This window comes from Candidatus Accumulibacter sp. ACC005 (assembly GCF_907163215.1).
GTDB classification, from domain to species: domain Bacteria; phylum Pseudomonadota; class Gammaproteobacteria; order Burkholderiales; family Rhodocyclaceae; genus Accumulibacter; species Accumulibacter regalis.
On record NZ_CAJQUB010000012.1, the window covers coordinates 318646 to 344968 of the forward strand.

Below are 26323 nucleotides of genomic sequence, written 5' to 3' on the forward strand. Positions count from 1 at the left end.
ACGCGCGAGGTCTGCCCCTCAGCCCGCGTCTGCCAGCGGCCAGCGCAGGGAAGCGGTGAAGCCGCCGGCAGCGAGGTTCTCCAGCTGCACGTGCGCGTCGTGCAGTTCGGCAATGCGCTGCACGATGGCCAGACCGAGGCCGCTTCCTTCGCCGCGCGCATCGCCACCGCGATAGAAGCGTTCGACCAGTCGCGGCAGGTCTTCGCCGGCAACGCCGGGCCCGTCGTCGGCCACCCCCAGCGACAGGGCGTCGGCATGGCGGCAGGCGAAGACGGTGATCGTGCTGCCCGGCAGCGTATAGCGCAAGGCGTTATCGAGCAGATTGCGCAGGGCGATTTTCAGCAGCTCGGCGTCGCCCCTGACCAGCAGCGGCGAGTCGTCGGCCTGCAGGCGAACACGGCGCGCGGGCGACGCGCCAGTGCCCTCGCCGCATTCTGCAAACAGCTGTCGCGCCAGGGCGGCGAGGTCGATTTCCTGTCGGCTGGGAAGTCCGCCCAGGGGGTCGAGCCGGGCCAGGCGCAGGAGTTGTTCGAGGACCCGCGTGGCGCGGTCGCTGCTCGCCAGAATCTGCGTCAGGGCGTGCTGACGATCGTCGGCGTCCCTGCTCAGCTGGGCGACCTGCGCCTGAATCCTGACCGCTGCCAGCGGCGTCCGCAACTCGTGCGCGGCGTCGGCGGTAAAGCGCCTTTCGTTGTCCAGCGTGTCTTGCAGCCGGCCCAGAAGTCGGTTGAGGGCCAGCAGCAGCGGTTGCGCTTCGAGTGGGGCATCGACCGTGGCCAGTGGGCGGAGATTTTCCGGCGAGCGCGAAGCGACGTCGGCGGCGAGCTCGTCGAGAGGCTTCAGCCCGCGTCGTACCGAGAAGTAGAGCAGGACCAGCAGCAGCGGCGAAATCAGCGCCGTCGGCAGCACCGCCTGGCCGGCAACCTCGAGCGCGGCACGGTCGCGCAGGGCGATCGACTGGCCGACCTGAACGCGGTAGTCGGAGGGTTCGGCGCTCGCCGCCAGGGTCAGCATCCGCCAGGGAAGGCCGTCGTGTTCGATGACGCTATAGCCGGGTGTGCCGGACAGCGGTGCGTCGGGTGCGTGCGCCGAGCGCAGCAGCAGCGAGCCGTCGGCGCGGCCGATCTGGAACTCCAGCGGCGGCTCGTAGGCACTGCCGTGCTCGTTGCTGACCGTCGCCAGGCGCTTCGCCAGTTCGGCGAGATGGGCTTCGTTGTCGCTCACCAGCGCCAGCAGGAGTCTGGCCGATTGCGCCAGATGCCCGTCCATCATTTCTTCGGCCTCGTGCTGCGCCTGTCCGTAACTGAGCACGCCGCTGATGGCCAGGCCCAGCAGCGCGGCGACGCCGACGGTGGCGAGCAGGCGCCAGCGCAGCGAGTGCAGGCCGGTCTCCCGGCGCTCGTTGGCCATCAGCCTTCGTCGCTCAGTTGGTAGCCCATGCCGCGCACCGTGCGGATGAAGTCGGCGCCGAGTTTGCGGCGCAGATTGTGGATATGGACCTCGACCGTATTGCTGCCGGTCTCCTCGCCCCAGGCGTAGAGGCTTTCCTCGATCTGGCTGCGACTGCGGATGTGGTTCCTGTGGCGCAGCAGGTCCAACAGCAGCGCGTACTCGCGGGCCGAGAGAGCGATCGGCTGACCGTTTCGGGTGACCCGCTTGCTGGCCGGGTCGAGGAGTACTCCGGCGTGTGCCAGGGTCGGCGTCGCGGCGCCGCGCGCACGGCGAATCAGGGCGCGCAGCCGTGCCTGCAGTTCGGGGAGATCAAAAGGCTTGGTGAGGTAGTCGTCGGCGCCGCCGTCCAGGCCGGCGATCTTGTCGGCACTGGTGTCGCGCGCGGTGAGAATCAGTACCGGCAGCTGACTGCCGCGTCCGCGCAGTTCCCTGAGTACGGCCAGGCCGTCGCGCCTGGGCAGACCGAGATCGAGAACGCAGGCCTGATAGTCGTGGTCGAGCAGGGCCAGCCGCGCGGCGTCGCCGTCGTGAACCCAGTCGACCGCGTAGTCGGCGAGCTTGAGACCGGCACGGATGCCGTCGCCGAGCAGGGCGTCGTCTTCGACGAGCAGGATGCGCACTGGAGCGGTGTCCTTTCTTCGCGTTCCTCGGCGCCGCGCTCTGGCGCGGCTAGAGCGGGTAGCCGAAGCGTTTCAGGAGCTGCGCCGTTTCGCACAGCGGCAGACCCATCACGCCCGTGTAGCTGCCGGCGATATGCTCGATGAACATCGCCGCCCGCCCCTGGATGCCGTAGGCGCCGGCCTTGTCCATCGGTTCGCCGCTGGCCACGTAGCGTGCGATCTCGTCGTCGTCGAGTTCACGAAAACGCACCTCGCTGAGCGAGCAAAGCAGTTCGCTACGCCCGTCGAAGCTCACCGCGACGGCGGTCAGCACGCGGTGGGTGCGCCCGGAAAGGCGGCGCAGGATGCGTTGCGCGTCGTCCACGTCAAGCGGCTTGCCGATCAGTTCGCCGTCCATTTCGATGCTCGTGTCGGCGGCCAGCACCGGCTGCAGGAGCAGTCCGCGCCAGTTGACGATGCGCCAGCCGAGGCTGGCCTTGTTACGCGCGACGCGTTCGACGTAGGCCGCTGCTTCCTCGCCAGGCAGCGGCGTTTCGTCGAGTTCGGGGTCGCCGCGCTGTGCATCGCGGAAGGCGATGGTGTCGAAACCGACGCCGATCTGCGCCAGCAGCTCCCGTCGGCGCGGGCTGCGTGACGCCAGGTGAACGCGGCGGTGCTGTAGAGAGAATGACATCAGCCCTCCCGGTGATAGGGGTGATTGCGAACGACGCTGATGGCGCGATAGAGCTGTTCGCAGAGGAGCAGTCGAGCCAGTGCGTGTGGCAGCGTCAGACTCGACAGGCGGATGGTTTCGTCGGCCCGTTCCTTGATCTCGGCGTCGATGCCGTCGGCGCCGCCGATCACCAAAGCCGTCGCGCCGCCGCTGCGCATCCAGCCCTGCAGGCGTTCGGCAAGCTGCACGGTGGTCAGATCGGCACCGCGCTCGTCAAGGACGAGCAGCCGCGGGTAGCCGTTCAGCGCCGCCAGCAGGCGGGTCTTTTCGGCGGCCAACAGTTGCTCGCGGGTTTTCGAGCCGCGCGCTTCGGGCTTGATCTCGACGATCGCCAGCGGCAGTTCGCGCGGCATGCGCTTGACGTATTCGGCACAGCCTTGAGCGACCCAGGCGGGCGGCTTGTGGCCGACGGCGAGGATGGCCAGCTTCATTCCTTGCCTGCAGCCGCCTCTTTCGTTCCCGAAGTTGCCCGGCGCACCCGTTCCGGGCCTTTGCCACCCCACAGTTCCTCGAGCTTGTAGTAGCTGCGAATGGCCGGCTGCATGACGTGTACGACGATATCGCCGAGGTCGACGAGTACCCATTCGCCGGCTTCCTCGCCTTCGCAGGAGAGGACCTCAAAACCGCCCTCGCGGGCTTTTTCCTGGACGTTGCGGGCCAGCGCCTTGACCTGGCGGTTGGAGTCGCCGCAGGCGACGACGATGGCGTCGAAGAGCGAGGTCAGTCGCGTGGTGTTGATGACCTCGATGTCACGGCCCTTGATGTCTTCGAGCGCGTCGACGACGAGTTTTTCCAGCTGCACAGGTTTCATTGGCGAGTCAATACTCCGGGTAAAGGTTCTGGTTGCGAATGTAAGCGATGACTTCATCGGGGAGCAAATAGCGGGGACTGCTGCCGCGCGCCAGCAGCTGGCGAATCTGCGTTGCCGAAATGCCCAGCGGGGTCATTGCAAAGGTGGCGATGCAGCCGGCGGCCGCTTGGCGCAGATCGGCCGGCTGGGCGCAGAAGCGCTCACGATAGCAGGTGGCCAGTGCCGCCGGCAGGCTGGCGGCGTCGATCGGAAAGCCTGGGCGATGGGCGACACCGATGTGCGCCAGTTCCAGCAGCGACCGCCAGCGGTACCAGTTGGGCAGGGCGGCGAAGGCGTCCGCGCCGAGCAGCAGGAGCAGGGGGCGCTGGTGGCCAAACTGACTGGCCTGACGCAGGCGCTCGAGGGTGAGCACCGTGTAACTTGGCCCGTCGGTGTCGACTTCGCCCGCGTCGACGTCGAAGCTGGGGTTCCCGGCGGTGGCCAGGCGGACCATCGTCAGGCGCTGCCGCGCCGTCACCTCGGGGGCTTCGCGGAGCAGCGGCCGGCCGGCCGGAATCCAGCGCACGCCGGCCAGCTGGAGCTGGTCGGTGGCTTCTTCGGCGAGCCGCAGGTGGCCGAAATGGACCGGGTCGAAAGTGCCGCCAAATATTCCCAGTGGCCGCTCGCGCGGGTTCTCAGGCATCGCTTGCCGTGTCGCTGCTGACGAAGACGTCCCGGTAGCTGACGTAGAAGCTGGCGAATAGCGTTGGCGCGAGAATCAGGATCAACACCACGGTCAGCAGGACCGTGAGCAGCGCCGCACCGTCCGGCAGGAGGGCGGCGAGCGTGCCGAGGAGCAGCCCCGGGAGGACCGTTGCCGCGACGACGATGGCCAGCGAATAGACGAGGAAGGCGCGCCAGTTGCGGGCGCAGGCGACGAAGCTGAAGAACAGGGCCTTGCCCGGCGACAGCCCGTGCCAGCTGGCAAGAATCGGCGCATACCAGTAGGCCATGATCAGCGGGCAGAGCAGAATCAGCGCCACCTGCAGTGCCCGCATCAGTTCGCCACTGGCCAGCACCGCCTCGTCGGGCTTGTGGCCGGCGAGCATCAGGCGCATCAGCGCGCCGTCGTCGGCAAGGGACGAGACGGCGAGAATGCCGACCGTCGCCGCCAGGTAGATGGCGCCCAGGGTGATCAGCGCCCGCAGGTTCTTCTGAAACCCCGAGAACAGCGTTTGCGGGCCCAGCGGTCCGCCTTTGTCGATATTCCGGCAGGCGTTCATCAGACTGACCGAGAAGGCCGGGATGCACAGCGTGGTGACGACGGTGCCGATCATCGGGATGACATTCACGATGGCCATCAGCATCCAGTAGCTGACGACCAGGAAGGTCAGCATCAGGTGATTCTTCCGGAAAATCCGGAAGCCTTCGGTCAGCCAGCGCCAGCCGTGCGCGGTGTTGAGAGTCAGTGCTTGCATGTTGTAGTCAGCCCGTTCAGGCAGAGAGGAAAATGTCACGATAGGAAGCATACACGGAGCCGGCCAGGACCGGTCCAAGGACCAGGAATCCGAGACCAACGGGGAGGGTGGCGAAAAAGCACAGGACCATGACCAGCGGAGCATAGACCAGAAACACGAGGATGTTCTTGAGGCAGGCGTTAAAGCTGGCCTTGAGCGCATCGACCGGCGCCATGGCGTTGAAAACGACCAGCGCCGGGGCAAACCAGATGGCCATCACGATGGGTACCGAGAGCAGGAGCCACAGCAGGCCGGCGAGCGCGACGCCGCCGAAGGCGATACCGGCGGCAAGTGGGCTGTGCATGATCATTGCCCCGGCCATGCCGCTGCCGGCGAGCAGCATTGCCAGCACCGCCAGCGCCAGCATGGCGAGCATATACAGCACGCCCAGCGTCAGCAGCGCGGACGTGTGCTGCTGGAAACCGGCGAAGAGGTCGCTGATGGCCAGGTCTTGCTCATGTGCCAGCTTCTGGCACGCGATGAGCATGCCGGCAGCGAGGACCGGCGCCAGGAGGTGGGCGGCGAGTGGGCCGATCAGGGGGACGGTCGCCAGCCCAACATAAATGACGATGACAATGACCGTCATCGCCATCCACGCTCCGGGTCTGGCGATGAACATGGCCCAGCCTTGCTGCAGCCAGTTCAGCGCGCTGCCGGCGCCGACGCGGCGGCTGGCGCCGTTGAACTGCGGCGCGGGTATCGGGAAGGCCTGCATGCTTGTCGTGGGGGGGTCGGGAAAAGGATGCAGATGCTAGTCGCCCTGGGCGGGCGAGGCAAGCCAGGGAGCCTCGTCGCCGCTGGCAACACGCGCCTGCAGGATGCTGCGGTAGGCGTCCGGGTCACGCCGGGCGACCAGGTCGCCAGGGCGCGGCAGGTGATGATCGTGCAGGCGCGAGACCCAGAAGCGCAGCGCTGCGGCGCGCAGCAGCGTCGGCCACGCCGCCTGTTCCGCAGGCAACAGCGGTCGCCGGGCGTCGTAGGCGCCGAGCAGCGCCGCGCAGCGTTGGCCGTCGAGCGTTGCCTTGGCGGTGACGCACCAGTCGTTGACGGTCACCGCCAGATCGAAGAGCAGATCGTCGACGCCGGAAAAATAGAAATCGAGCACGCCGCTGACGCGATCGCCGGAAAAGAGCACGTTGTCGCGAAAAAGATCGGCGTGGATCAGCCCTTGCGGGAGTTCGTCCGGGCGAGCCGCCTGTTGATGGCGCAGCTCGTCGTCGAGCAGGCGGGCGTCGTCTGCCGCCAGGAAGGGGGCGATTTCCTTTGCCGCGCGTGCGCACCAGTCGGTGTCGCGGTGATGCCGTTGCGGCGCCGGGAACGAGCGCGCGGCGAGATGGAGCGCGGCGAGCATGGCGCCGACCGCGGCGCATTGCGCGAGGTTCGGCGCGCGTTCGGAGCGCCCGGCAAGCCGGCTGACGATGACGGCCGGCTTGCCGCCGAGCCAGGTCAGATACTCGTTGCGGCGGTTGGCGACGGGCGCCGGGCAGGGGATGGCGTGTGCCGCCAGATGGGCCATCAGCCGAATGTAGAACGGGGCCTGGTCGGGCGCCACTTCCTCGAAGATGGTCAGCACGTAGTCGCCAGTGCTGGTGCTCAGAAAGAAGTTGGAGTTCTGCACGCCTTCGGCGATCCCGGTCAGCGTTTCAAGGCTTCCCAGGGGGTAGGCGTCGAGCCAGGTGGCCACCTGCGTGGTCGTCAGCTGGGTGAATACCGACATGGCGTTCCCGCGAGCCGTGAAAAGTGGTGGTAGACGCTGCCGGCAGGCCCGGGCCTGCCAGCGCCGGTCACCCGTCGCGCGTCAGAAGGTGCCGATCACCCACTGCGGGACGCTGACATCGGCAGAGCCCATCGTCGTCTGGGTGAAGTTGCCGTCGCCGTTGCGGTCGATCAGATAGTAGGGAACGCCGTGTGCGGGGGTCACCTTGATCTTGAACAGCTTGCCGTTGATCCGGTGTTCCTCGATGGTGTCGCCTTCGCGTTTCTTGATCGTCACCTCGGGCTCGAAGCTGGCGTCGAGCGGCGCCATTTCGGGGGGCGGTGGCGGGACTGCCGGCAAGGGCTGCGCGCTGGCTTTGTCCTGCGCCAGTGCGGGCAGGGCGGCGAAGGTCAGGACGAGGGGTGTGCACAGTACGAAGAGCACGACGAGGGCGGTCTGGATGCGGCGCATGGGCATGTTTCCGAGTGATTGAGCCAACGGTGAGCATCATCGGCCAAAGTCGTGCTCAGTACAAGATTGGCAAGTCACCGGCGCTGATCGCGGTGGCCGCGCGGAAGTCTGCGATAATGCTTGCGGATTTGCCAGCACTTGATCGCCGGCCAGCGATTTGCCGCAGCCATCGCGCTGCGGAGAGCCGATTTTTCCTCGCTGCGCCTTGCTTCCCTTTCGCTTCGCTCTCTCGCCGCTGATGCCCACCCTGCTCCTGGTCGACGGATCGTCCTACCTTTACCGCGCCTTCCACGCCATGCCCGACCTGCGCACGACGCGCAGCGAGCCGACCGGTGCGCTGCACGGCGTGCTGAACATGCTGCGCCGACTGGAAAGCGACTACCAGGCCGCGGACGTCGCCTACAAGGCCTGTGTCTTCGACGCCAAGGGGCGGACCTTCCGCGACGACTGGTACCCGCAGTACAAGGCCAACCGGCCACCGATGCCCGACGACATGGCCTGCCAGATCGAGCCCCTGCATGCCGCCATCGCCGCGCTCGGCTGGCCGCTACTGAGCGTCGACGGGGTCGAGGCGGACGACGTCATCGGCACGCTGGCGCAGCAGGCGGCGGCGCAGGGCGTCGCCGTGGTGGTGTCGACCGGCGACAAGGATCTGGCGCAACTGGTCGGTCCGCATGTGAAGCTGGTCAACACGATGAGCAACGAGGTGCTCGACGAAGCCGGCGTGCTCGCCAAGTTCGGCGTTCCCGCCGAGCGCATCGTCGATTACCTGGCGCTGGTCGGCGATAGCGTCGACAACGTCCCCGGCGTCGACAAGGTCGGCGCCAAGACGGCGGTCAAGTGGCTCGGCCAGTACGGCTCGCTCGACGGCGTCATTGCCGCCGCGGCCGATATCGGTGGCGTTGTCGGCCAGAACCTGCGCCGCGCGCTCGACTTCCTGCCGCTGGCGCGGCGCCTGGTCACCGTTCGCTGCGACCTCGACCTGCCGTTGGCGCTGACTGACCTCGGGCCACGCCCGGTCGACCGGGAACGTCTGGCCGAGCTGTTTGCCCGCTACGAAATGCGCTCCTGGCTGCGTGAGGTGCAGGAGGGGCCGGATGGCGGCGCGGCGGCGGGCAGGGCGCTGCCGCCGGCGCTGACCCCGCCGGCGCAGCCGGACCTGCTGGCCGACGACGCGCACCGTGCAGGCTACGAAACGATCCTCGACGAGGCGGCCTTCGAACGCTGGCTGGAGAAGATCAGCGCCAGCCCGTTGACCGCCCTGGATACCGAAACGACCAGCCTGGACCCTTTCGCGGCACGCATCGTCGGCGTCTCGCTGGCCGTCGCCGAAGGCGAGGCGGCGTACCTGCCGCTTGCCCATCACTATCCCGGCGGGCCGGACCAGTTGCCCTGCGAGGCGACCCTGGCGCGTCTGAAGCCGTGGCTGGAATCGGCTGCGCACGCCAAGATCGGCCAGAATCTCAAGTACGACCAGCACGTCCTGGCCAACCACGGCATCGCGCTGGCCGGCGTCGCGCACGATACGCTGCTGCAATCCTACGTCCTCGAGTCGGGCAAGGACGGCGCCCGCGGCCACGACCTCGGTCGCCTGGCGACGCGCCATCTCGGGCTGGCGACGATTCCCTACGAGGAGCTGTGCGGCAAGGGCGCCAGGCAGATCAGCTTTGCCCAGGTGGCCATCGAGCAGGCGGCCGAATACGCTGCCGAGGACGCCGATCTGTGCCTGCGCCTGCACGCCCGGCTGCATCCGCAGATCACCGCCGATGCCGGTCTGGCGCGCGTCTACGCGACGATCGAAATGCCGGTGCGCGACATCCTGTTCCGCATGGAGCGGACTGGCGTGCTCATCGATGCGCAATTGCTCGCCGCGCAGAGTGGCGAGATCGGGAGGCGCCTGCTCGAGCTGGAAGCGCAGGCGCACGCGGCGGCCGGGCAGCCGTTCAATGTGAACTCGCCCAAGCAGCTGGCTGAAATCCTCTTCGGTACGCTGGGACTGCCAGTGAAGAAGAAAACGCCGTCGGGAACGCCGTCGACCGACGAAGAAGTGCTCTCGGAGCTGGCGCTCGACTATCCGCTGCCGAAGATCCTTCTCGAGTCGCGACAGCTGGCCAAGCTCAAGGGCACCTATACCGACAAGCTGCCGAAAATGGTCAATCGCCAGACCGGGCGCGTGCATACCAGTTACGCGCAGGCGGTGGCGGTCACCGGTCGCCTGGCGTCGAGCGATCCCAACCTGCAGAACATTCCCGTGCGCACTCCCGAAGGAAGGCGTATCCGCGCGGCGTTCATTGCCCCGGCGGGCAGTTCGATCGTCTCGGCCGACTATTCGCAAATCGAGCTGCGCATCATGGCTCATCTCTCGCAGGACCCGCGCCTGCTGGAAGCCTTTGCGCGGGGGGAAGACGTGCACCGGGCAACCGCCGCCGAGATTTTCGGCGTCGCCTCGAGCGACGTCGGCCCCGATCAGCGGCGCGTCGCCAAGGTCATCAACTTCGGCCTGATCTACGGCATGAGCGCCTTCGGACTGGCGCGCCAGCTGGACCTCGAACGCAGCGCCGCGCAAGCGTACATCGAGCGCTATTTCGCGCGTTACCCGGGGGTCGCCAGCTACATGGCGAGAACGCGCGAGATGGCCAGAACGCAGGGCTACGTGGACACCGTTTTCGGGCGTCGGCTGTGGCTCCCGGAAATTCGTTCCAGTCAGGCCGCTCGGCGCCAGGGCGCCGAGCGGGCGGCGATCAACGCGCCCATGCAGGGATCGGCGGCGGACCTGATCAAGTCGGCGATGATCGTCGTCCAGGGCTGGCTCGACGCCGAGCGGCTGCACTCGCGCCTGCTGCTGCAGGTGCATGACGAGCTGGTTCTCGAAGTCCCCGACGGCGAACTCGCGCGCGTGCGCGGCGAGCTGCCGCGGTTGATGACCGACTGGGCGAAACTGCGCGTGCCGCTGCTGGTCGACGTCGGCGTCGGCGCGAACTGGGACCAGGCACACTGAATCCGGGCCGGCGGTCGCGGCAGCGCCCTGTCTGCCGCTGGCCGGCGATCGCCGCGGAGAACGACCGCTTTTTCGTCTCTTGACAACCCGCTTCACCAACCGCGAAAGGCAGGAAAGCATGCCCCTACACGAGAAAGAAAGCGTTCGCGAGAAACTCGAAGACGAGGTCTACGCCTCGGCCGACCTGTCGGTCAGCATGCCGAAGTACCGCTTCCCGGCGGTGGAACACGATCCCCGCCATGCCTACTCGGTGGTCCATGACGAGCTGATGCTCGACGGCAACGCGCGACAGAATCTGGCGACCTTCTGCCAGACCTGGGCCGAGCCCGAAGTCCATCAGCTGATGGACGAGTGCATGGACAAGAACATGGTCGACAAGGACGAGTATCCGCAGACCGCCGAAATCGAGGCGCGCTGCGTGCACATGCTCGCCGACCTCTGGAACTCGCCGGCGGCGGCGAATACCGTCGGCTGCTCGACGACCGGTTCGAGCGAAGCGGCGATGCTTGGCGGAATGGCCATGAAGCGGCGCTGGGAGAGCAAACGCAGAGCGGCGGGCAAGGCGATCGACAAGCCGAATCTGATCACCGGGCCGGTCCAGATCTGCTGGCACAAGTTCGCTCGCTACTGGGACATCGAGCTGCGCGAGATTCCGCTGGACGGCGACCGCCTGCTGATGACTGCCGACGAAGTGCTCGCGCGCTGTGACGAGAACACCATCGGCGTCGTGCCCACCCTGGGGGTGACCTTCACCTGCCAGTACGAACCGGTGCAGGCGGTTGCCGACGCGCTCGACGAGCTGGAGAACGAGCAGGGCCTGGACATCCCGATGCATGTGGACGCAGCCAGCGGTGGTTTTCTCGCGCCCTTTTGCGCGCCGGATCTGGTCTGGGACTTCCGCCTCCCTCGCGTCAGGTCGATCAACACCTCGGGCCACAAATTCGGACTGTCGCCGCTCGGTGTCGGCTGGATCATCTGGCGCGAAGCCACGGACCTGCCCGAGGAAATGGTGTTCTGGGTGAACTACCTGGGCGGCAACATGCGCGACATCGCCCTGAACTTCTCGCGGCCGGGCGGGCAGGTCGTTTGCCAGTACTACAACTTTCTCCGTCTCGGCCGGGAGGGCTACGGCAAGGTTCACAACGCCTGCTACGAAACGGCCACCTATCTGGCGGCCAGGATCGCCAGGCTAGGGCCTTTCGAGGTCATCTACGGCGGTGATCGCGGCGCAGGAATTCCGGCCCTGTGCTGGAGGATGAAGGAAGGCGTCGATCCGGGCTTCAGTCTCTACGATCTGGCCGATCGCCTGCGCAGTCGTGGCTGGCAGGTGCCCGCGTACGCGCTGCCGGCCAATCGTCAGGATCTGGTGATCCAGCGGATTCTCGTCCGTCACGGCGTCAGCCGCGATCTGGCGACGCTGCTGGTGGAGGACATCCAGCGGGCCATCGATTACTTCGGCAAACACCGGCTGCCGACGCCAATGAGCGCCGCCGAGGCGTCGGGATTCCATCACTGAGCAAGGCGCGCTTCGCCCCCGGTGTCGGCCGCCGTTCATGATCGTCATGTCAATGAAAGGATCTTACCCATGTCCATGCAGCTCTTTATCGGCAACAAGAACTACTCGTCCTGGTCGATGCGCCCGTGGGTGCTGCTGCGCCAGGCGGAGATTCCGTTCGAAGAAGTGATGCTTCGCTTCGATTCCTTCACGCCCGACTCCCGCTTCAAGACCGAACTCGCCCTTCACAGTCCGGCCGGACGCGTGCCGGTGCTGGTGGATGAAGGTTTTGCCGTCTGGGACACGCTGGCGATCGCCGAGTACGTCGCCGAGAAGTATCCCGATCGGCAGCTGTGGCCCGCCGATCGGCAGGCGCGCGCCCGCGCCCGCAGTGTCTGTGCCGAGATGCACGCCGGTTTCGGCGCCTTGCGCAGCCACTTCCCGATGAATATCGAGGCCGGCCTGCCCGAGGTGGGGCAGCGCATTCTGCGTGAGCAGGCGGACGTGCAAGGCGATGTCGATCGACTCGTGCAAATGTGGAGCGAACTGCTGGCTGCACATGGTGGTCCGCTGCTGTTCGGCGGGTTCACCATCGCGGATGCCTTCTTCGCACCGGTGGTCAAGCGGCTGGTGACCTACGGCGTACCGCTTCCGCCGGTGATCGACGATTATGTCGAGCAGGTGCAGGCGCTCCCCGCTGTCGTCGCCTGGACCACCGATGCGCTGGCCGAGCACGACTTCCTGGACTTCGAGGAGCCCTATCGAACGCGTGCCTGAGACGGTGGGGCGAGAATCCAGTGGCGCGTCGGCTATCATGGCGGGAGCGGGGTTTGCAGGAGGTCGAATTGCGCGCAGCGCGCGTACTGTTCATCGCCATGTGCCGGCAGTCTGGCGCCGAATTGCTTTGGAATAATGTGCTGTTTGCACTACCGCCGACCGGAGAATGGCGATGCCTACTTGCAGGAAATCCTCGCAACAACCACCCGGGCTGGAAAAGTGCCGCCGGCCATCCCGGGTTCGCCAAGGACTGGCCGTGATGGCGTTGCTCGCTCTGCTGGCCGCCTGCACGACCGAGCCGAGCCGCATTGCCGTTTACCAGAAGGAAGGTTTCGAACCCGACGAGACCTTCTCGCGGCTCTTCGACGCCAGCGTCGAAGAAACCTGTGAAGCGGCGCGCCGCGCGTTGCTTAGCCAGGGCTACCGGCTGACCACGCAGGTGCACGATTTCGTCAGCGGCAGCAAGAGCTTCCAGCCCGAGGGCGAGGTGCATGTGCAGATCGTCTTCAACGTCGTCTGCGCCCCGGTGGGCACGGGCGGCAAGCTGGCGACGGCGTACGTGAGCGCGGTGCAGGACCGTTACACGCTCAAGAAGAACCCGAACTCGGCGAGCGTCGGCCTTGCGGCGATCGGCTCGCTGTCGATCCCGCTCACGGCGTCCGGTGACTCGCTGGTCAAGGTGGGCAGTGAAACGATCCCCGCCGGGCGTTTCTACGAGCGCTTTTTCTCGCTGATGGAGCACAATCTGCGGGGGCTGTCTGGCGAGCGGTAGCGCCCGCCAAGTAAGGGCTAGCCTTCGGCGGGGCGCTGCAAGCTCCCGCCAGCGGCGGAACGCACTCCGACCGTCTACCTGCGCAAGAGGTTCGTCGGGCCCGGATTTTCCCCCCGTTTCCGGCATGTCGCCGAGCAGTCCGGTCTCTCTTCGAATACGCCAATGCAACAAGGTCGTCGCGTCCAGCTGGCGTTTCGTCACTTCGTGCGCACGGGTGCCATACGGGAGGGCTCTTCGGCAAGTGGCGATGCATGCCGGCACGGGATCGGCCATTGACGGCTGCTCGCGGCGCCGCGGTGTGCTACATTCACGCCGCCACCACATGGGGTGGTGTGCCGCCATCAGCGTTGCCGGTCCCGTTCACCGCCGCAGAGAAGGAAAACCCCGATGACCGCCCCCCGCGAACCCGACCACGAACTGGAAGACCGTCTGTCACGTCGCCTGCTCGACGTCTTCATCCGTGCCGCCCTGGTGCTGGCGCTGGTATTGCTGTGCTACAAGATCTTCTCGCCATTCATGACGATGATGCTGTGGGCGCTGATCCTGGCGATCACGATCTACCCGCTGCACCAGATGCTCGCCGCCCGAATCGGCGGCAGGCAGGGGCTCGCGTCGACGCTGATCGTGCTGCTCGCCGTCGCCGTCATCATCACGCCAACGATCATGCTGGCCAGCCAGTTCGGCGATTCGGTCCAAGGCCTGGTCCACAGCGTGCGCGACAACACGCTCCAGGTGCCGGCGCCGTCCGACAGGGTGGCCTCCTGGCCGTTGGTGGGCGAGAAGGCGCATGCGCTCTGGTCGCAGGCGCACGCTGACCTGCCGGCACTGGTCAAGACCATGCAGCCCAAGATCGGCGAACTGGCGACCAAGGCGCTGGGCATGGTCGCCGGCCTCGGCGGCAGCCTGCTGATGTTCATATTCTCGTTCATCATCGCCGGCATCATGATGGCCTGGGGCGAAGCGGGTGCCAAGGCGATGCTGGAGATCTTCGAACGTATCGCCGGGCTGGCCCGCGGCAAGGAGTTCACCGCGCTGTCGACGGCGACGGTGCGTGCCGTCGCCTCGGGCGTCATCGGCATCGCCTGTATCCAGGCGCTGATCATCGGCGTCTCGCTGATGGTCGCCGGCGTCCCGTTCGCCGGCGTGCTGGCCGTGGTCATCCTTGTGCTCGGCATCGCGCAGTTGCCGGCGCTGCTCGTCACGCTGCCGGTGATCGGCTGGATCTGGGCGAGCGGTGACTACGGTACGGTCGCTGCCGCCGCCTACTCCGTACTGTTGTTCGTCGGCGGCATGGCCGACAACGTTCTCAAACCGCTGATGCTCGGCCGTGGCGTCGATGCGCCGATGCCGGTGATCCTGATCGGCGCGCTCGGTGGCATGGCGACGACCGGTATCCTCGGCATGTTCATCGGCGCGACGCTGCTGGCGCTGGGCTACCAGATCTTCATGCGCTGGGTGGCAGACAACCCGGAACGGACACGGCCACACGCCGCCGCCAACGACTCATCCCCCACCGCCGCCTGAGCCGATGCGGCGGTGCTTCGCCGGCACGACCGGTCCGCGCCTGCCCGCCCTTGCCGCCGCGCTGTTGCTCGGCGGCTGCGCAGCGGTCGGGCCCGACTTCAAGCGGCCCGAGGTGCCGGCGCTGGCCGGCTGGTCGGGCGGTTCGCTGGCGACGCTGACGGCGGAAAAGCGCGAGCGTCCGCGTGCGGCGGGCGATGAATGGTGGCGCAATTTCGACGACCCGGTACTTGACGCGCTCGTCGCCGAGGCGCAGCGCGCCAACCCGAGCGCGCGTACAGCCGGCATGCGCATCCTCGAGGCGCGCGCGCAACTGGCTATCGCCGGTAGCCTTCTCTATCCGCAACAGCAGCAGCTGACCGGCACCGTGCTGCGCACTGGAACCGAGGCGAGCAGCGGGCCGGACACCGTGCTGACGGCGTACAGCATCGGTGTCGGCGTTGGCTGGGAAATCGATTTCTGGGGGAGATTCCGGCGCGGCATCGAAGCGGCCGATGCCGCCTACTTCGCCAGCATCGCCCAGTATGACGACCTACAGGTTCTGGTGGCAGCACAGACGGCCTCATACTACGCCGCGATCCGCACCCTCGAGTTGCGCCTGACGATCGCACGCGAGAACGCCGCGCTGCAGAAGCGCAGCCTGGAGATCACCGAGCGGCTGTTCAAGCACGGAACCGATTCCGAACTCGACGTGCAGCAGGCGAAGTCGCAGTACCTGAGCACGCTTGCCTCCATCCCGCAACTGGAGGGCAGCCTGCGCCAGACGCAAAACGCACTCTCCGTGCTGCTCGCCCGCCCGCCGGGCCCACTGCCGGAAATGGCGGAGGGCCGGGAACGCATCCCGCAGGCCGGGATCGCCGTCGTCGCCGACATGCCGGCCGGGATGCTGCGCCGCCGCCCTGACGTGCGCGCAGCGGAGATGCAACTGGCGGCGCAGTCGGCGTTGATCGGCGTCAGCGTCGCCGACCTCTACCCGTCGCTCGCGCTCGTGGGATCGCTCGGTGTTTCGGCGACGTCGCTGTCCGGCGCGCCGCGCACGCTCGCCTGGGGAATAGGCCCGAGCCTGCTGTGGAACGTTTTCGATCACGGCCGCCTGAGCAACGAGGTGCTGGTCCAGGACGCTCGCTTCCAGGCACTCTACGAGCAGTACCAGGGGACGGTGCTCGCGGCGGCGCGCGAAGTCGATGACGCCGCCGCCGGCTTCGTCGCCAACCGCGACCAGGTGCCCCTACTCGAGGAGGCGGTCAAGGCGGCGCGGCGCTCGCTCGATATTGCCACTCTCCAGTACCGCGAGGGAATGGCCGGCTTCGAGCGCGTCCTCGATTCGCAGCGCGCGCTGTTTAGCCAGCAGGAGCGGCAGATCAACGCCATGGGCAATGTCGCACAGAGTCTGGTCACGCTATACAAGGCGATGGGCGGTGGCTGGCAGCAGGCGCGCAGCCGGCCACTGGTCGATGACGCGACGCGCGGGACGATGGCCGAGCGCAGCGAGTGGCACGACCTGCTGGCGGCGCCGCTGCCGCCACCCGATGCCGCCCCGCCGCAGATCACACCGGAGAGGGAAGAACGATGATCCAGGAATCGCCCAGCCAGGACCCGTCGCCCGCGACCGACGCCGAAGCGCAACCGGGCAAGGCGACGCGGGTCGGCGCGAGCGTCGTGCTGGCGCTGATCGCCGGCAGCCTGCTCTGGTACTTCGTCGCCGACCGGCTGACGCCGCATACCACGCAGGCGCGCGTGCAGGCCTTCGTCGTGCCTGTCGCCGCCGAGGTGGCAGGCAAGGTGCTGGCGGTACATGTGCGGAATAATGACGAGGTGCAGCCCGGCCAGCCGCTGTTCGACATCGATCCGGAGCAATACCGGATCGCGTTGCAGCGCAGCCGCTCGGACCTGGAATCGGTGCGCAGTTCGGTCAATGCCGCGGTGGCGGGGGTGGACGCGGCGCGCGCCTCGCTGCAGGCGGCGCAGGCCAATCAAGTCAAGGCGGAAAAGGATGCCGCACGGCACGAGGCGCTCTACGCCGAAGACCCGGGCGCGATATCGGTGCGCCGACTCGAAGTCGCACAGGCGACAGGGGTCGAGGCACGCAGTCGGGCAAAGGCCGCCGAAGCGGAGCTGCGCAAGGCTCAGGAAGCGCTCGGCGAGAGCGGCGAGGGTAACGCCCAGTTGCGCAGCGCACGCTCGGCGGTTGAAAATGCCGAGCTCGACCTGGCGCGCACGAAAGTGCTCGCCCCGGCCCGCGGCACGGTCACCGACCTGCGCACGGATGTCGGCCATTTCGCCCAGGCAGGTGCGCCGGCGATGACCCTGATCGCCAACCACGACCTGTGGATCAGTGCCGACATGACCGAGAACAATCTCGGCAACATCGATCCCGGCGACGCGGTGGCGATCGTGCTCGACGTGCTCCCCGGCGAGGTGCTCAAGGGCCGCGTCCGTAGTGTCGGCGGCGGCGTCAGCTCGGGCCAGCAGGCGCCTACGGGGACGCTGCCGACGATCGAGAACAGCCGCGACTGGCTGCGCCAGGCGCAGCGCTTCCCGGTGGCGATCGAGTTCGACGCCGGCGAAGCGGCACGGCTGGGCCGGGTTCGCCCCGGCGGGCAGGCCGAGGTGATGGTCTACAGCGGTGACAACGTCATCATGAACCTGCTCGGCGCGGCCTACATTCGGCTGATGAGCCTGCTCTCCTACCTCTACTGAAGCGCCGATGATTGCCCCGGCAGACAAGGCGGTGTTGCGGCTGGCGGTCGGCCTCGGCCTCGCCGTGCTGGTCGCCTACGGCGCGGCGCTTCCGCTGCCCTACGTCGTCTGCCTGCTGGCCGTCATGGTTCTGTCCAAACCGGGTCCGCCGCTGCCGCCGGCCAGGGGGTTGGCGATCGCCGCCGTGCTTGCGGCACTCGTTTCGGTGGGCGTGCTGATGGTGCCGCTGCTCGAAAACTACGCGCTGGCCGGCGTTCTGCTGACCGGCGTCATCCTCTACGGTCTGTTCTTCGTCGGCATCCGCACCGGCAATCCGCTGACCATGGTGCTCGTGGTCGCTTTCACGATGATCCCGGTCGCCGGTGTCGCCGAGCAGGCTCTGGTGACCGCCATCGCCGTGGCGCTGGCGCTCGGTGTCGCCCTCGGCAGCCTGGTCGGCGGCGTCTCGTACGCGTTTTTCCCTGATCCGCCGCGCCCAGCCGCAAAGAAGCCGCCGCCAGTGGCTGACCGCGAGACGGCGAACTGGATTGCGCTGCGCGGCACGCTGGTCGTTCTGCCAGCGTTCGTTCTGGCGCTGACCGACCCGTCGTCGTATTTGGCGACGATCATTAAAAGCGCCCAGTTGGGCCAGCAGGCGGGTTCGACCGACACGCGCAGGGCCGGCCTGGAACTGGTGGGATCGACGCTGGCCGCGGCCGGTATCGCGCTGGCCGTTTGGGTCGGCCTGTCGCTGTGGGCGAACCTGTGGATGCTGGTGCTGTGGATGACAGCTGCCGCCCTGTGGGTCGGCGCCCGCCTCTACCGCGTCGTGCCGAGCGCGCTTTCGCCGGCTTTCTGGAGCAACGCGCTGGTGACGACGATAATCCTGATCGGGCCGGCAGTAGAGGACAGCGCCAACGGCAGCGCCGTCCTGCAGGCGTCAGCGGTGCGCGTCGGACTCTTCATCGGGGTTTCGCTGTACGCCTGGGCGATGGTCTGGGCGCTCGAACGCTGGCGCGCCGCGCGATCGCGGGCCTTGTTTTTCCAATGACAGCTGATCTCGGGGAATGGGCATGACCTGGATGAATATGGCAATCGGTTTGCCGACGATGCTGGTGTGCCTGGTGTTGCAGGCGACGGTGACCTTCTGGAGTGTCCGCTACTACATGCGTCAGTCCGCCCGCAAGCTGGCGCGGCATGGCGTCCTGGCCGGCGTCAGGCCGCTGTTGGTGGTGATGATCATCATGATGGCCGGGAACCTGCTGCAGATCGCCCTCTGGGGAGGCGTCTTCATAGCCCTCGGAGAGTTCGACGCCTTTTACCAGGCCGTCTACCATTCGGCGGTGAACTACACTTCGCTTGGTTATGGCGACGTGGTCATGAGCGAGCGGTGGAAGTTGCTGGGGGCACTGGAGGCGGCCAACGGTGTATTGATGTTCGGTATCACCAGCGCGGCCCTGATGGCCGTCCTGCAGCACCTTATCAAGGTACACCTCGCGCGCGACGACGATCGGCACGAACGGCCTACCCGATGAGGCTGCACTGCGCCTTTCTGGCGGCGCCTGGCTCGTTCGCAGCGCGCGCGAGCCTGCCCGTCGACTCTGGGCGGTCGACCGCGGAGAAGCGTGCAGCCGGATCACGGCCGGCGCCGGCAATCCATTTTCCGCCAGCAGGGCTTGACGCCACGCGCCTCTACGGACCACCGTGGGCGAGGCGCGGTGGTGAAGAATGCGCGCAGCGCAACGAAAGAAGCCCGCCGGGAGGCGGGCTTCGAAGGTTGGCGAACTGCCGCCGGCTCAGACCTATTCGAACTCGATGATCACCTGATCGACCGACAGGCTTTCGCCGGCGGTGGCAACGATTTTCTTGACCTTGCAATCGCGTTCGGCCTTGAGCACGTTCTCCATCTTCATCGCTTCGATGACGGCGAGTTTTTCGCCGGCAGCGACCTGCTCGCCGGCCTTGACCGAGACTTCACGCAGCAGGCCGGGCATCGGTGAGAGCAGGAACTTGGAGAGATCCGGCGGCACCTTCTTGGGCATCAGGGCCAGCATGCGGGCGGCATTGGCGGTCATTACCGTCGCCTTGACCTGCTTGCCGAAGTGGACGACGCGGTAGAGCAGGCCGATACGTTCGAGTTGCAGGCACAGTGGCGTGCCGTTACAGGTGCCGCGGAAAACCAGTTCGCCGAATTTCCAGTCGGAAACGAGGTCGTAGCGATCCGCGCCGTAGGTCACCGAGTAACCGCCAGGAATGGAGGTGACCACCACCGGGTAGTCCTTGCCCTCCATCTGCACCACCCAGCCACTGCCAACCTTGCGCTCGTGCCCCGGCATCTGGCCGCTGACCTGAACTGCCCGGTCGATGTAGCGGCGACGGCCGAAGGCGGCGACTGCGGCGAGCAGGCCCGGATCGTCGTGCACCACGTCGGCGGCGACGAAGCCGTTCGGAAACTCTTCGCTGATGAACGCGGTGGTGAAGATCCCGGAAAGAAAACGCGGATTCTGCATCAGCGCCGCCTGGAAAGGGATGTTCGAGCCAATGCCGCGAATCACGAAGGCGTTCAGCGCGTCGCGCATGCGCCCGATGGCCTGTTCGCGGGTCGCCCCGTGGCAGATCAGCTTGGCGATCATCGAGTCGTAGTACATCGATATCTCGCCGCCCTCGAAGACACCGGTATCGACACGGACCTGTCCGTCGACGCTCTCGGGCGGCCGATACTTGACCAGGCGACCGATCGAGGGCAGGAAGCCGCGGAAGGGGTCCTCGGCGTTGATCCGGCACTCGATCGCCCAGCCGTTGGGCTTGATGTCTTCCTGCACGAAAGGCAGCTTCTCGCCGGCGGCGACGCGGATCATCAACTCGACAAGATCGACGCCGGTGATCATTTCGGTGACCGGGTGCTCGACCTGCAGACGGGTGTTCATTTCCAGGAAGTAGAACGACTTGTCGGAGCCGACGACGAACTCGACGGTGCCCGCGCTCTGGTACTTCACCGCCTTGGCCAGTGCCACGGCCTGCTCGCCCATGGCCTTGCGGATGCTGTCGTCGATGAACGGCGACGGGGCTTCCTCGATGACTTTCTGGTGCCGGCGCTGAATCGAGCACTCGCGTTCGAGCAGGTAGACGGTGTTGCCGAAAGAGTCGGCGATGACCTGGATTTCGATATGGTGCGGTCCGTCGACGAACTTCTCGATGAACACGCGATCGTCGCCGAAGCTGTTGCGCGCCTCGTTGCGGCAGGCGTCGAAGCCTTCCGACGCCTCCTTGTCGTTATAGGCAACGCGCAGGCCCTTGCCACCCCCGCCAGCCGAGGCCTTGATCATTACCGGATAACCGATCTTCTGGGCGATGCCAACGGCTTCGGCGGCGTCCTCGATGGCCGCATTGTGACCGGGAATGGTGTTGACCTTGGCTTCCAGGGCCAGCTTTTTCGAGGCGATCTTGTCGCCCATCGCGGCCACCGAGTAGTGCTTCGGGCCGATGAAGGTGATGCCTTTGTCTTCGAGGCGGCGTGAGAATTCCTCGTTCTCGGAGAGGAATCCATAGCCGGGGTGCACGGCCTCGGCGCCCGTCTGCTTGCAGGCGTCGATGATCTTGTCGATGACCAGATACGACTCCTTGGAAGGCGCCGGGCCGATACACACTGCTTCGTCGGCCATCAGCACGTGCATCGAGTCCTTGTCGGCTTCGGAATACACGGCGACTGTCTGGATACCCATCTGCTTGGCGGTCTTCATGACCCGGCAGGCAATTTCGCCGCGGTTGGCGATCAGTATTTTCTTGAACATCTCTATTTCTCCCCGTGGATCAAAGCGGAATGTTGCCGTGCTTGCGCCACGGGTTTTCCAGTTTCTTGTCGCGCAGCATGGCCAGCGAGCGGCAAATCCGCTTGCGGGTTTCGTGCGGCATGATCACGTCGTCGATGAAGCCGCGTGCTCCGGCGACGAAGGGGTTGGCGAACTTTTCCTTGTATTCGGCTTCGCGCGCGGCGAGTTTGGCGGGGTCGTTCTTCTCCTCGCGGAAAATGATTTCGACCGCGCCTTTCGGGCCCATGACCGCGATCTCGGCCGACGGCCAGGCGAAGTTGACGTCGCCGCGCAGGTGCTTGGAAGCCATCACGTCGTAGGCGCCGCCGTAGGCCTTGCGGGTGATGACGGTGATTTTCGGCACCGTGCACTCGGCGTAGGCGTAGAGCAGCTTGGCGCCGTGCTTGATGATGCCGCCGTATTCCTGGGCGGTGCCGGGCATGAAGCCGGGGACGTCGACGAAGGTCACCACCGGAATGTTGAAAGCGTCGCAGTAGCGGACGAAGCGGGCGGCCTTGATCGAGCTCTTGATGTCCAGGCAGCCGGCCAGGATCAGCGGCTGGTTGGCGACGATGCCGACGGTCGAGCCGTCCATGCGTGCGAAGCCGATGACGATGTTCTTGGCGTATTCGCGCTGCAGCTCGAAGAAATCACCGTCATCGGCGACCTTGATGATCAGTTCCTTGATGTTGTACGGCTTGTTGGTGTTGTCCGGGACCAGCGTGTCGAGCGAGTAGTCGAGGCGGTCGGCGGAATCCTGCGAGGGCAGGCGCGGCGGTTTCTGGCGGTTGTTCGACGGCAGGAAACTGATGAAGCGGCGCATCATCATCAACGCTTCGACGTCGTTTTCGAAAGCCAGATCGGCGACGCCGGACTTGCTGGTATGGGTGACGGCGCCGCCCAGTTCTTCAGCGGTGACGTCTTCATGGGTCACCGTCTTGACCACTTCCGGGCCGGTGACGAACATGTACGACGAGTCCTTGACCATGAAAATGAAGTCGGTCATCGACGGGCTATAGACGGCGCCGCCGGCACAGGGCCCCATGATCAGCGAAATCTGCGGAACGACGCCGGAGGCGAGAACGTTACGCTGAAAGACGTCGGCGTAGCCGGCCAGCGAAGCGACCCCTTCCTGAATGCGCGCCCCACCCGAGTCGTTGAGACCGATGACCGGCGCTCCGACCTTGATCGCGTGGTCCATGACCTTGCAGATCTTTTCGGCGTGCGCTTCGGACAGCGAGCCGCCGAAGACCGTGAAGTCCTGCGAAAACACGAACATCAGACGACCGTTGATCGTCCCGCAGCCAATCACCACCCCGTCGCCGGGAACCGACTGGTCGGCCATGCCGAAGTCGTGACATCGGTGCTCCTTGAACATGTCCCATTCTTCGAAGGAGCCACTGTCGAGCAACAGCTCGATGCGCTCGCGGGCGGACAGTTTGCCCTTGCTGTGCTGGCTGTCGATGCGTTTCTGGCCACCACCCAGACGCGCCGCCGCACGCTTTTCTGCAAGCTGGCGAATAATGTCGTGCATAAGGTCTACTCCCTAACGGTCGGGTCAATCAGAACTACTCAAACATCAGAACTGCGCTTGCGAGTCGGACTATCCTGATCCGACTCGGGAAATCATTCCTTCATCTGCGTCAGCAGCCGTGACGCTGCCGCTCCGGGTGTCGTCCGCCCCTCGGCGACGTCGCTCAAGAGATCGGGCAGGGCGGCGCGGACTTTCGGGTGCGAGCGGAAGTAGCGGCGCAGACCGGAATCGATCAGGCTCCACATCCAGTCCACCGCCTGGCGGCGGCGCTTTTGTTCGAATTCGCCGCTTTCGCTCATCAGGCGCTGGTAGCGCTCGATTTCGCCCCAGAACTCGGCGATGCCGCGCTTGCCCAGCGCGCTGCAGGTGAGCACCGGCGGCCGCCAGTTGGGGCTGGCGCTGCGCAGCATGGTCAGCGCGGCGCGCATCTGACTGCGTGCGGCGGCGGCGGCGCGTTCGTCGATGTCGGCCTTGTTGAAGACGATCAGGTCGGCAATCTCGACAATCCCCTTCTTGATGGCCTGCAGGTCATCGCCCTGACTCGGCAGCTGCAGCAGGACGAATGCATCGACCATGCCGGCGACCGTGGTTTCGGATTGGCCGACACCGACGGTCTCGACGATGATCACGTCGAAGCCGCCGGCTTCGCAAAGGAGCATCGCTTCGCGCGTCTTGTCGGCAACCCCGCCCAGCGAACCCGACGAGGGGCTGGGGCGGATGAAAGCTTCGTCGCGCTGGCAGAGCAACTCCATGCGCGTCTTGTCGCCCAGAATCGAGCCGCCGGAGACCGACGACGACGGGTCGACGGCGAGCACGGCGACGCGCTTGCCGGCGTCGATCAGGTACAGGCCGAGCGATTCGATAAAGGTGGACTTGCCGGCGCCCGGTGCGCCCGAGATGCCGACGCGGATGGTTCGTCCGGTATGCGGGAGCAGCGCGGTGAGCACCTGTCGCGCACGACGCTGATGATCATTGCGCGTCGACTCGACGAGCGTGATGGCTTTCGCCAACGCTCGCCGACGGCGCGCGAGGACGCCGTCGACGAGATGCTGGTCAGCCGTGGCCATACTAGCGGTTGAAGAGTGGGTCATATCCATGGCTGACAGCAGTGGGTGGGCCGGTTCAGGCAGAAGCGCGGGCTTTGCGGATCTCGCTGAGGATGGTCATCGCCGAATCTTCGATACGCGTTCCCGGTCCGAAGATGGCCTTGGCGCCCGACTTGTACAGGAAGTCATAGTCCTGCGCCGGGATCACCCCGCCGGCAAAGACGATGATGTCGTCGGCGCCCTGATCCTTGAGTGCCTTGACCAGCGCCGGCAACAGCGTCTTGTGTCCGGCGGCGAGCGACGATACACCGACCGCATGGACGTCGTTTTCGATCGCCAGCCGCGCCGCTTCTTCCGGGGTCTGGAAGAGCGGGCCGACGTCGATGTCGAAGCCGAGGTCGGCAAACGCGGTAGCCACCACCTTGGCGCCACGGTCGTGGCCGTCCTGACCGAGTTTGGCGACCATGATGCGCGGCCGCCGGCCTTCGTCGTCATTGAACTTGGCGATCTCGGCCTTCAGCGCTTCCCAGCTGGCGATGCCTTCGACGACCGCGCCATAGACGCCAGAGACGGTCTGCTGCGTGGCGCGGAAACGTCCGTAGATCTTTTCCAGGGCGTCGGAAACCTCGCCCACCGAAGCGCGCAGGCGCATCGCCTTGACCGCAAAGTCGAGGAGGTTGCCTTCCTTGGTCTCGGCGCAGCGCGTCAGGTCGGCGAGCGCTGCATTGACCTTCTCGCTATCGCGGTTGGCGCGGACGCTCTTGAGGCGGGCGATCTGCGAGTCGCGCACGGCGTTGTTGTCGATGTCGCGGATTTCGAGCGCATCTTCCTTCGCCAGCTTGTACTTGTTGACGCCGACGATGACGTCCTTGCCGGAGTCGATGCGCGCCTGCTTGTCGGCTGCGCAGCCCTCGATCTTCATCTTCGCCCAGCCCGATTCGACGGCGTGCGTCATGCCGCCCATGCTGTCGACTTCTTCGATGATCTTCCAGGCCTCGTCGGCGAGGTCCTGGGTCAGTTTCTCCATCATGTACGAGCCGGCCCACGGGTCGATGACGTTGGTGATGTGCGTCTCTTCCTGGATGACCAGCTGCGTGTTGCGGGCAATGCGTGACGAGAACTCGGTGGGCAGGGCGATCGCCTCGTCAAGGGCGTTGGTGTGCAGCGACTGCGTGCCGCCAAAAACGGCCGCCATGGCCTCGATGGTCGTACGCACGACGTTGTTGTAGGGGTCCTGTTCGGTCAGCGACCAGCCCGAGGTCTGGCAGTGCGTACGCAACATGCTCGACTTGGGATTCTTCGGCTCGAACTCCTGCATCGCTCTCCACCACAGCAGGCGCGCGGCGCGCAGCTTGGCCACTTCCAGGTAGAAGTTCATGCCGATGGCAAAGAAGAACGAAAGTCGGCCGGCAAAGGCGTCGACGTCCAGGCCGGAGGCGATCGCCGTGCGCACGTAGTCGCGACCGTCGGCAATGGTGAACGCCAGTTCGAGCGCCTGCGTCGCACCGGCTTCCTGCATGTGGTAACCCGAAATCGAGATCGAGTTGAACTTCGGCATGTGCTGGGCGGTGTAGCCGATGATGTCGGAGATGATCTTCATCGACGGCTGCGGCGGGTAAATGTACGTGTTGCGGACCATGAACTCCTTGAGGATGTCGTTCTGGATGGTCCCCGAGAGCTTGTCCTGCGGCACGCCCTGTTCTTCGGCGGCGACGATGTAGCCGGCAAGAATCGGCAGGACGGCACCGTTCATGGTCATCGATACCGAGATCTTCTCGAGCGGGATGCCGTCGAAGAGAATCTTCATGTCTTCGACCGAGTCGATTGCCACGCCAGCCTTGCCGACGTCACCGGTGACGCGCGGATGGTCGGAGTCGTAGCCACGGTGGGTGGCCAGGTCGAAGGCCACCGAGACACCCTGGCCGCCGCCGGCCAGCGCCTTGCGATAGAAGGCGTTCGACGCTTCGGCGGTGGAGAAGCCGGCGTACTGGCGAATGGTCCATGGCCGGCCGGTATACATCGTGGCCTGCGGGCCGCGAACGAAGGGGGCGAGGCCGGGCAGCGTATCGGTGTAGGGCAGGCCTTCCAGATCCTTGCGGGTATACAGCGGCTTGACGACCACTCCTTCAGGAGTGACCCAGTTCAGTGTTTCAAGGTCGGCGCCGCGCAGCGCCTTGGCGGCTGCCTTTTTCCAGGCATCGAGATTTGACGAATCAGCGGGTGCAGCATTGTTCTCGTTGGACATGACGGAACCTTTCACGGAATCAGAGGAATGGGGTGGGGCTGTCGCCCCCGACGACTCTAAGAATTATACCGACCAGGAGAGCCACAACGGCTGACAGATGCCTGTAACGCTTGACACCCCGCCCGACGAATAATACTGTATCCATAATTATGAAAGCAAGGTCTCGCCTGAGACCCTGAACGAATCGGC

At 66.0% G+C, this 26323-nt stretch carries 24 protein-coding genes; 10 read left to right on the forward strand and 14 right to left on the reverse strand.

Translation table 11 applies throughout. From position 1 onward, the window contains the following. Nucleotides 1-18: 18 nt before the first annotated feature. The 10 genes from QZ613_RS15245 to QZ613_RS15290 form a co-directional block, all read right to left on the reverse strand. Nucleotides 19-1410 carry an ATP-binding protein gene (locus QZ613_RS15245; RefSeq protein ID WP_043566221.1) on the reverse strand — a complete coding sequence of 464 codons (1392 nt, stop codon included), beginning with the start codon at nt 1408-1410 and terminating at the stop codon, nt 19-21. After that, the gene (locus QZ613_RS15250; RefSeq protein ID WP_043566217.1) at nt 1410-2072 is read right to left on the reverse strand and encodes a response regulator; all 663 of its coding nucleotides are present in this window, start codon (nt 2070-2072) and stop codon (nt 1410-1412) included. Before QZ613_RS15250 ends, QZ613_RS15245 begins: the two co-directional genes overlap by 1 nt. 49 nt (nt 2073-2121) lie before the next feature. After that, nucleotides 2122-2745 carry a Maf family protein gene (locus tag QZ613_RS15255; protein WP_043566215.1) on the reverse strand — a complete coding sequence of 208 codons (624 nt, stop codon included), beginning with the start codon at nt 2743-2745 and terminating at the stop codon, nt 2122-2124. Then, nucleotides 2745-3215, reverse strand: a complete 471-nt coding sequence (gene rlmH / locus QZ613_RS15260) for a 23S rRNA (pseudouridine(1915)-N(3))-methyltransferase RlmH (RefSeq protein ID WP_043566212.1) — start codon at nt 3213-3215, stop codon at nt 2745-2747. Before rlmH ends, QZ613_RS15255 begins: the two co-directional genes overlap by 1 nt. After that, the gene (gene rsfS, locus QZ613_RS15265) at nt 3212-3595 is read right to left on the reverse strand and encodes a ribosome silencing factor (RefSeq protein ID WP_043566210.1); all 384 of its coding nucleotides are present in this window, start codon (nt 3593-3595) and stop codon (nt 3212-3214) included. The genes rlmH and rsfS overlap by 4 nt, the downstream gene beginning before the upstream one ends. A 7-nt stretch (nt 3596-3602) precedes the next feature. Beyond that, the gene (gene nadD / locus QZ613_RS15270; protein WP_291900693.1) at nt 3603-4277 is read right to left on the reverse strand and encodes a nicotinate-nucleotide adenylyltransferase; all 675 of its coding nucleotides are present in this window, start codon (nt 4275-4277) and stop codon (nt 3603-3605) included. Continuing rightward, nucleotides 4270-5052 (reverse strand): BPSS1780 family membrane protein, encoded by a 783-nt coding sequence (locus tag QZ613_RS15275; protein WP_043566205.1) that lies wholly within the window; start codon nt 5050-5052, stop codon nt 4270-4272. The genes nadD and QZ613_RS15275 overlap by 8 nt, the downstream gene beginning before the upstream one ends. Nucleotides 5053-5068: 16 nt before the next feature. Next, nucleotides 5069-5806 carry a BPSS1780 family membrane protein gene (locus QZ613_RS15280; RefSeq protein ID WP_291868721.1) on the reverse strand — a complete coding sequence of 246 codons (738 nt, stop codon included), beginning with the start codon at nt 5804-5806 and terminating at the stop codon, nt 5069-5071. A gap of 36 nt (nt 5807-5842) precedes the next feature. After that, nucleotides 5843-6808, reverse strand: coding sequence for a homoserine kinase (locus tag QZ613_RS15285; protein ID WP_043566202.1), 966 nt, complete (start codon nt 6806-6808; stop codon nt 5843-5845). Nucleotides 6809-6889: 81 nt separating this feature from the next. Continuing rightward, nucleotides 6890-7258, reverse strand: a complete 369-nt coding sequence (locus tag QZ613_RS15290) for a DUF2782 domain-containing protein (protein ID WP_291868718.1) — start codon at nt 7256-7258, stop codon at nt 6890-6892. A gap of 238 nt (nt 7259-7496) precedes the next feature. Between QZ613_RS15290 and polA the strand changes: the two genes are divergently transcribed. The 10 genes from polA to QZ613_RS15340 all read left to right on the forward strand — a co-directional run bounded on the left by polA (nt 7497) and on the right by QZ613_RS15340 (nt 19035). Then, nucleotides 7497-10256, forward strand: coding sequence for a DNA polymerase I (gene polA, locus QZ613_RS15295; RefSeq protein ID WP_291900698.1), 2760 nt, complete (start codon nt 7497-7499; stop codon nt 10254-10256). Nucleotides 10257-10374: 118 nt separating this feature from the next. Beyond that, nucleotides 10375-11772: a glutamate decarboxylase gene (locus tag QZ613_RS15300; RefSeq protein WP_291900702.1), complete on the forward strand. Its 1398-nt coding sequence runs from the start codon at nt 10375-10377 to the stop codon at nt 11770-11772. 75 nt (nt 11773-11847) lie between these two features. Then, complete coding sequence (locus QZ613_RS15305; RefSeq protein WP_043566274.1) at nt 11848-12528, forward strand: glutathione S-transferase family protein; 681 nt, start codon at nt 11848-11850, stop codon at nt 12526-12528. Between the two features lie 53 nt (nt 12529-12581). Beyond that, complete coding sequence (locus tag QZ613_RS15310) at nt 12582-12788, forward strand: hypothetical protein (protein ID WP_042331813.1); 207 nt, start codon at nt 12582-12584, stop codon at nt 12786-12788. Further along, nucleotides 12788-13300, forward strand: a complete 513-nt coding sequence (locus QZ613_RS15315) for a DUF2242 domain-containing protein (RefSeq protein ID WP_042331811.1) — start codon at nt 12788-12790, stop codon at nt 13298-13300. The genes QZ613_RS15310 and QZ613_RS15315 overlap by 1 nt, the downstream gene beginning before the upstream one ends. 387 nt (nt 13301-13687) lie before the next feature. Beyond that, the gene (locus tag QZ613_RS15320) at nt 13688-14824 is read left to right on the forward strand and encodes an AI-2E family transporter (protein WP_043566193.1); all 1137 of its coding nucleotides are present in this window, start codon (nt 13688-13690) and stop codon (nt 14822-14824) included. Nucleotides 14825-14828: 4 nt separating this feature from the next. Then, nucleotides 14829-16394 (forward strand): efflux transporter outer membrane subunit, encoded by a 1566-nt coding sequence (locus tag QZ613_RS15325; RefSeq protein WP_291983100.1) that lies wholly within the window; start codon nt 14829-14831, stop codon nt 16392-16394. Further along, nucleotides 16391-17521, forward strand: coding sequence for an HlyD family secretion protein (locus QZ613_RS15330; RefSeq protein WP_291983102.1), 1131 nt, complete (start codon nt 16391-16393; stop codon nt 17519-17521). The genes QZ613_RS15325 and QZ613_RS15330 overlap by 4 nt, the downstream gene beginning before the upstream one ends. Nucleotides 17522-17528: 7 nt before the next feature. Beyond that, nucleotides 17529-18551 carry a DUF2955 domain-containing protein gene (locus QZ613_RS15335; protein WP_291983104.1) on the forward strand — a complete coding sequence of 341 codons (1023 nt, stop codon included), beginning with the start codon at nt 17529-17531 and terminating at the stop codon, nt 18549-18551. Nucleotides 18552-18573: 22 nt separating this feature from the next. Beyond that, nucleotides 18574-19035 (forward strand): ion channel, encoded by a 462-nt coding sequence (locus tag QZ613_RS15340; RefSeq protein WP_291983106.1) that lies wholly within the window; start codon nt 18574-18576, stop codon nt 19033-19035. A 267-nt stretch (nt 19036-19302) separates the two neighbouring features. Here QZ613_RS15340 and accC read toward each other — a convergent pair whose 3' ends face one another. From accC to scpA, 4 genes are all read right to left on the reverse strand, one after another. Further along, nucleotides 19303-21291, reverse strand: coding sequence for an acetyl-CoA carboxylase biotin carboxylase subunit (gene accC / locus QZ613_RS15345; protein ID WP_291983108.1), 1989 nt, complete (start codon nt 21289-21291; stop codon nt 19303-19305). A gap of 19 nt (nt 21292-21310) precedes the next feature. Continuing rightward, the gene (locus QZ613_RS15350; RefSeq protein WP_043566185.1) at nt 21311-22843 is read right to left on the reverse strand and encodes an acyl-CoA carboxylase subunit beta; all 1533 of its coding nucleotides are present in this window, start codon (nt 22841-22843) and stop codon (nt 21311-21313) included. A gap of 92 nt (nt 22844-22935) precedes the next feature. After that, nucleotides 22936-23910, reverse strand: coding sequence for a methylmalonyl Co-A mutase-associated GTPase MeaB (gene meaB / locus QZ613_RS15355; protein ID WP_291983110.1), 975 nt, complete (start codon nt 23908-23910; stop codon nt 22936-22938). A gap of 55 nt (nt 23911-23965) precedes the next feature. Next, a complete protein-coding gene (scpA, locus tag QZ613_RS15360) occupies nt 23966-26134 on the reverse strand; it encodes a methylmalonyl-CoA mutase (protein WP_291983111.1) in 2169 nt (722 codons plus the stop codon). Nucleotides 26135-26323: the final 189 nt, after the last annotated feature.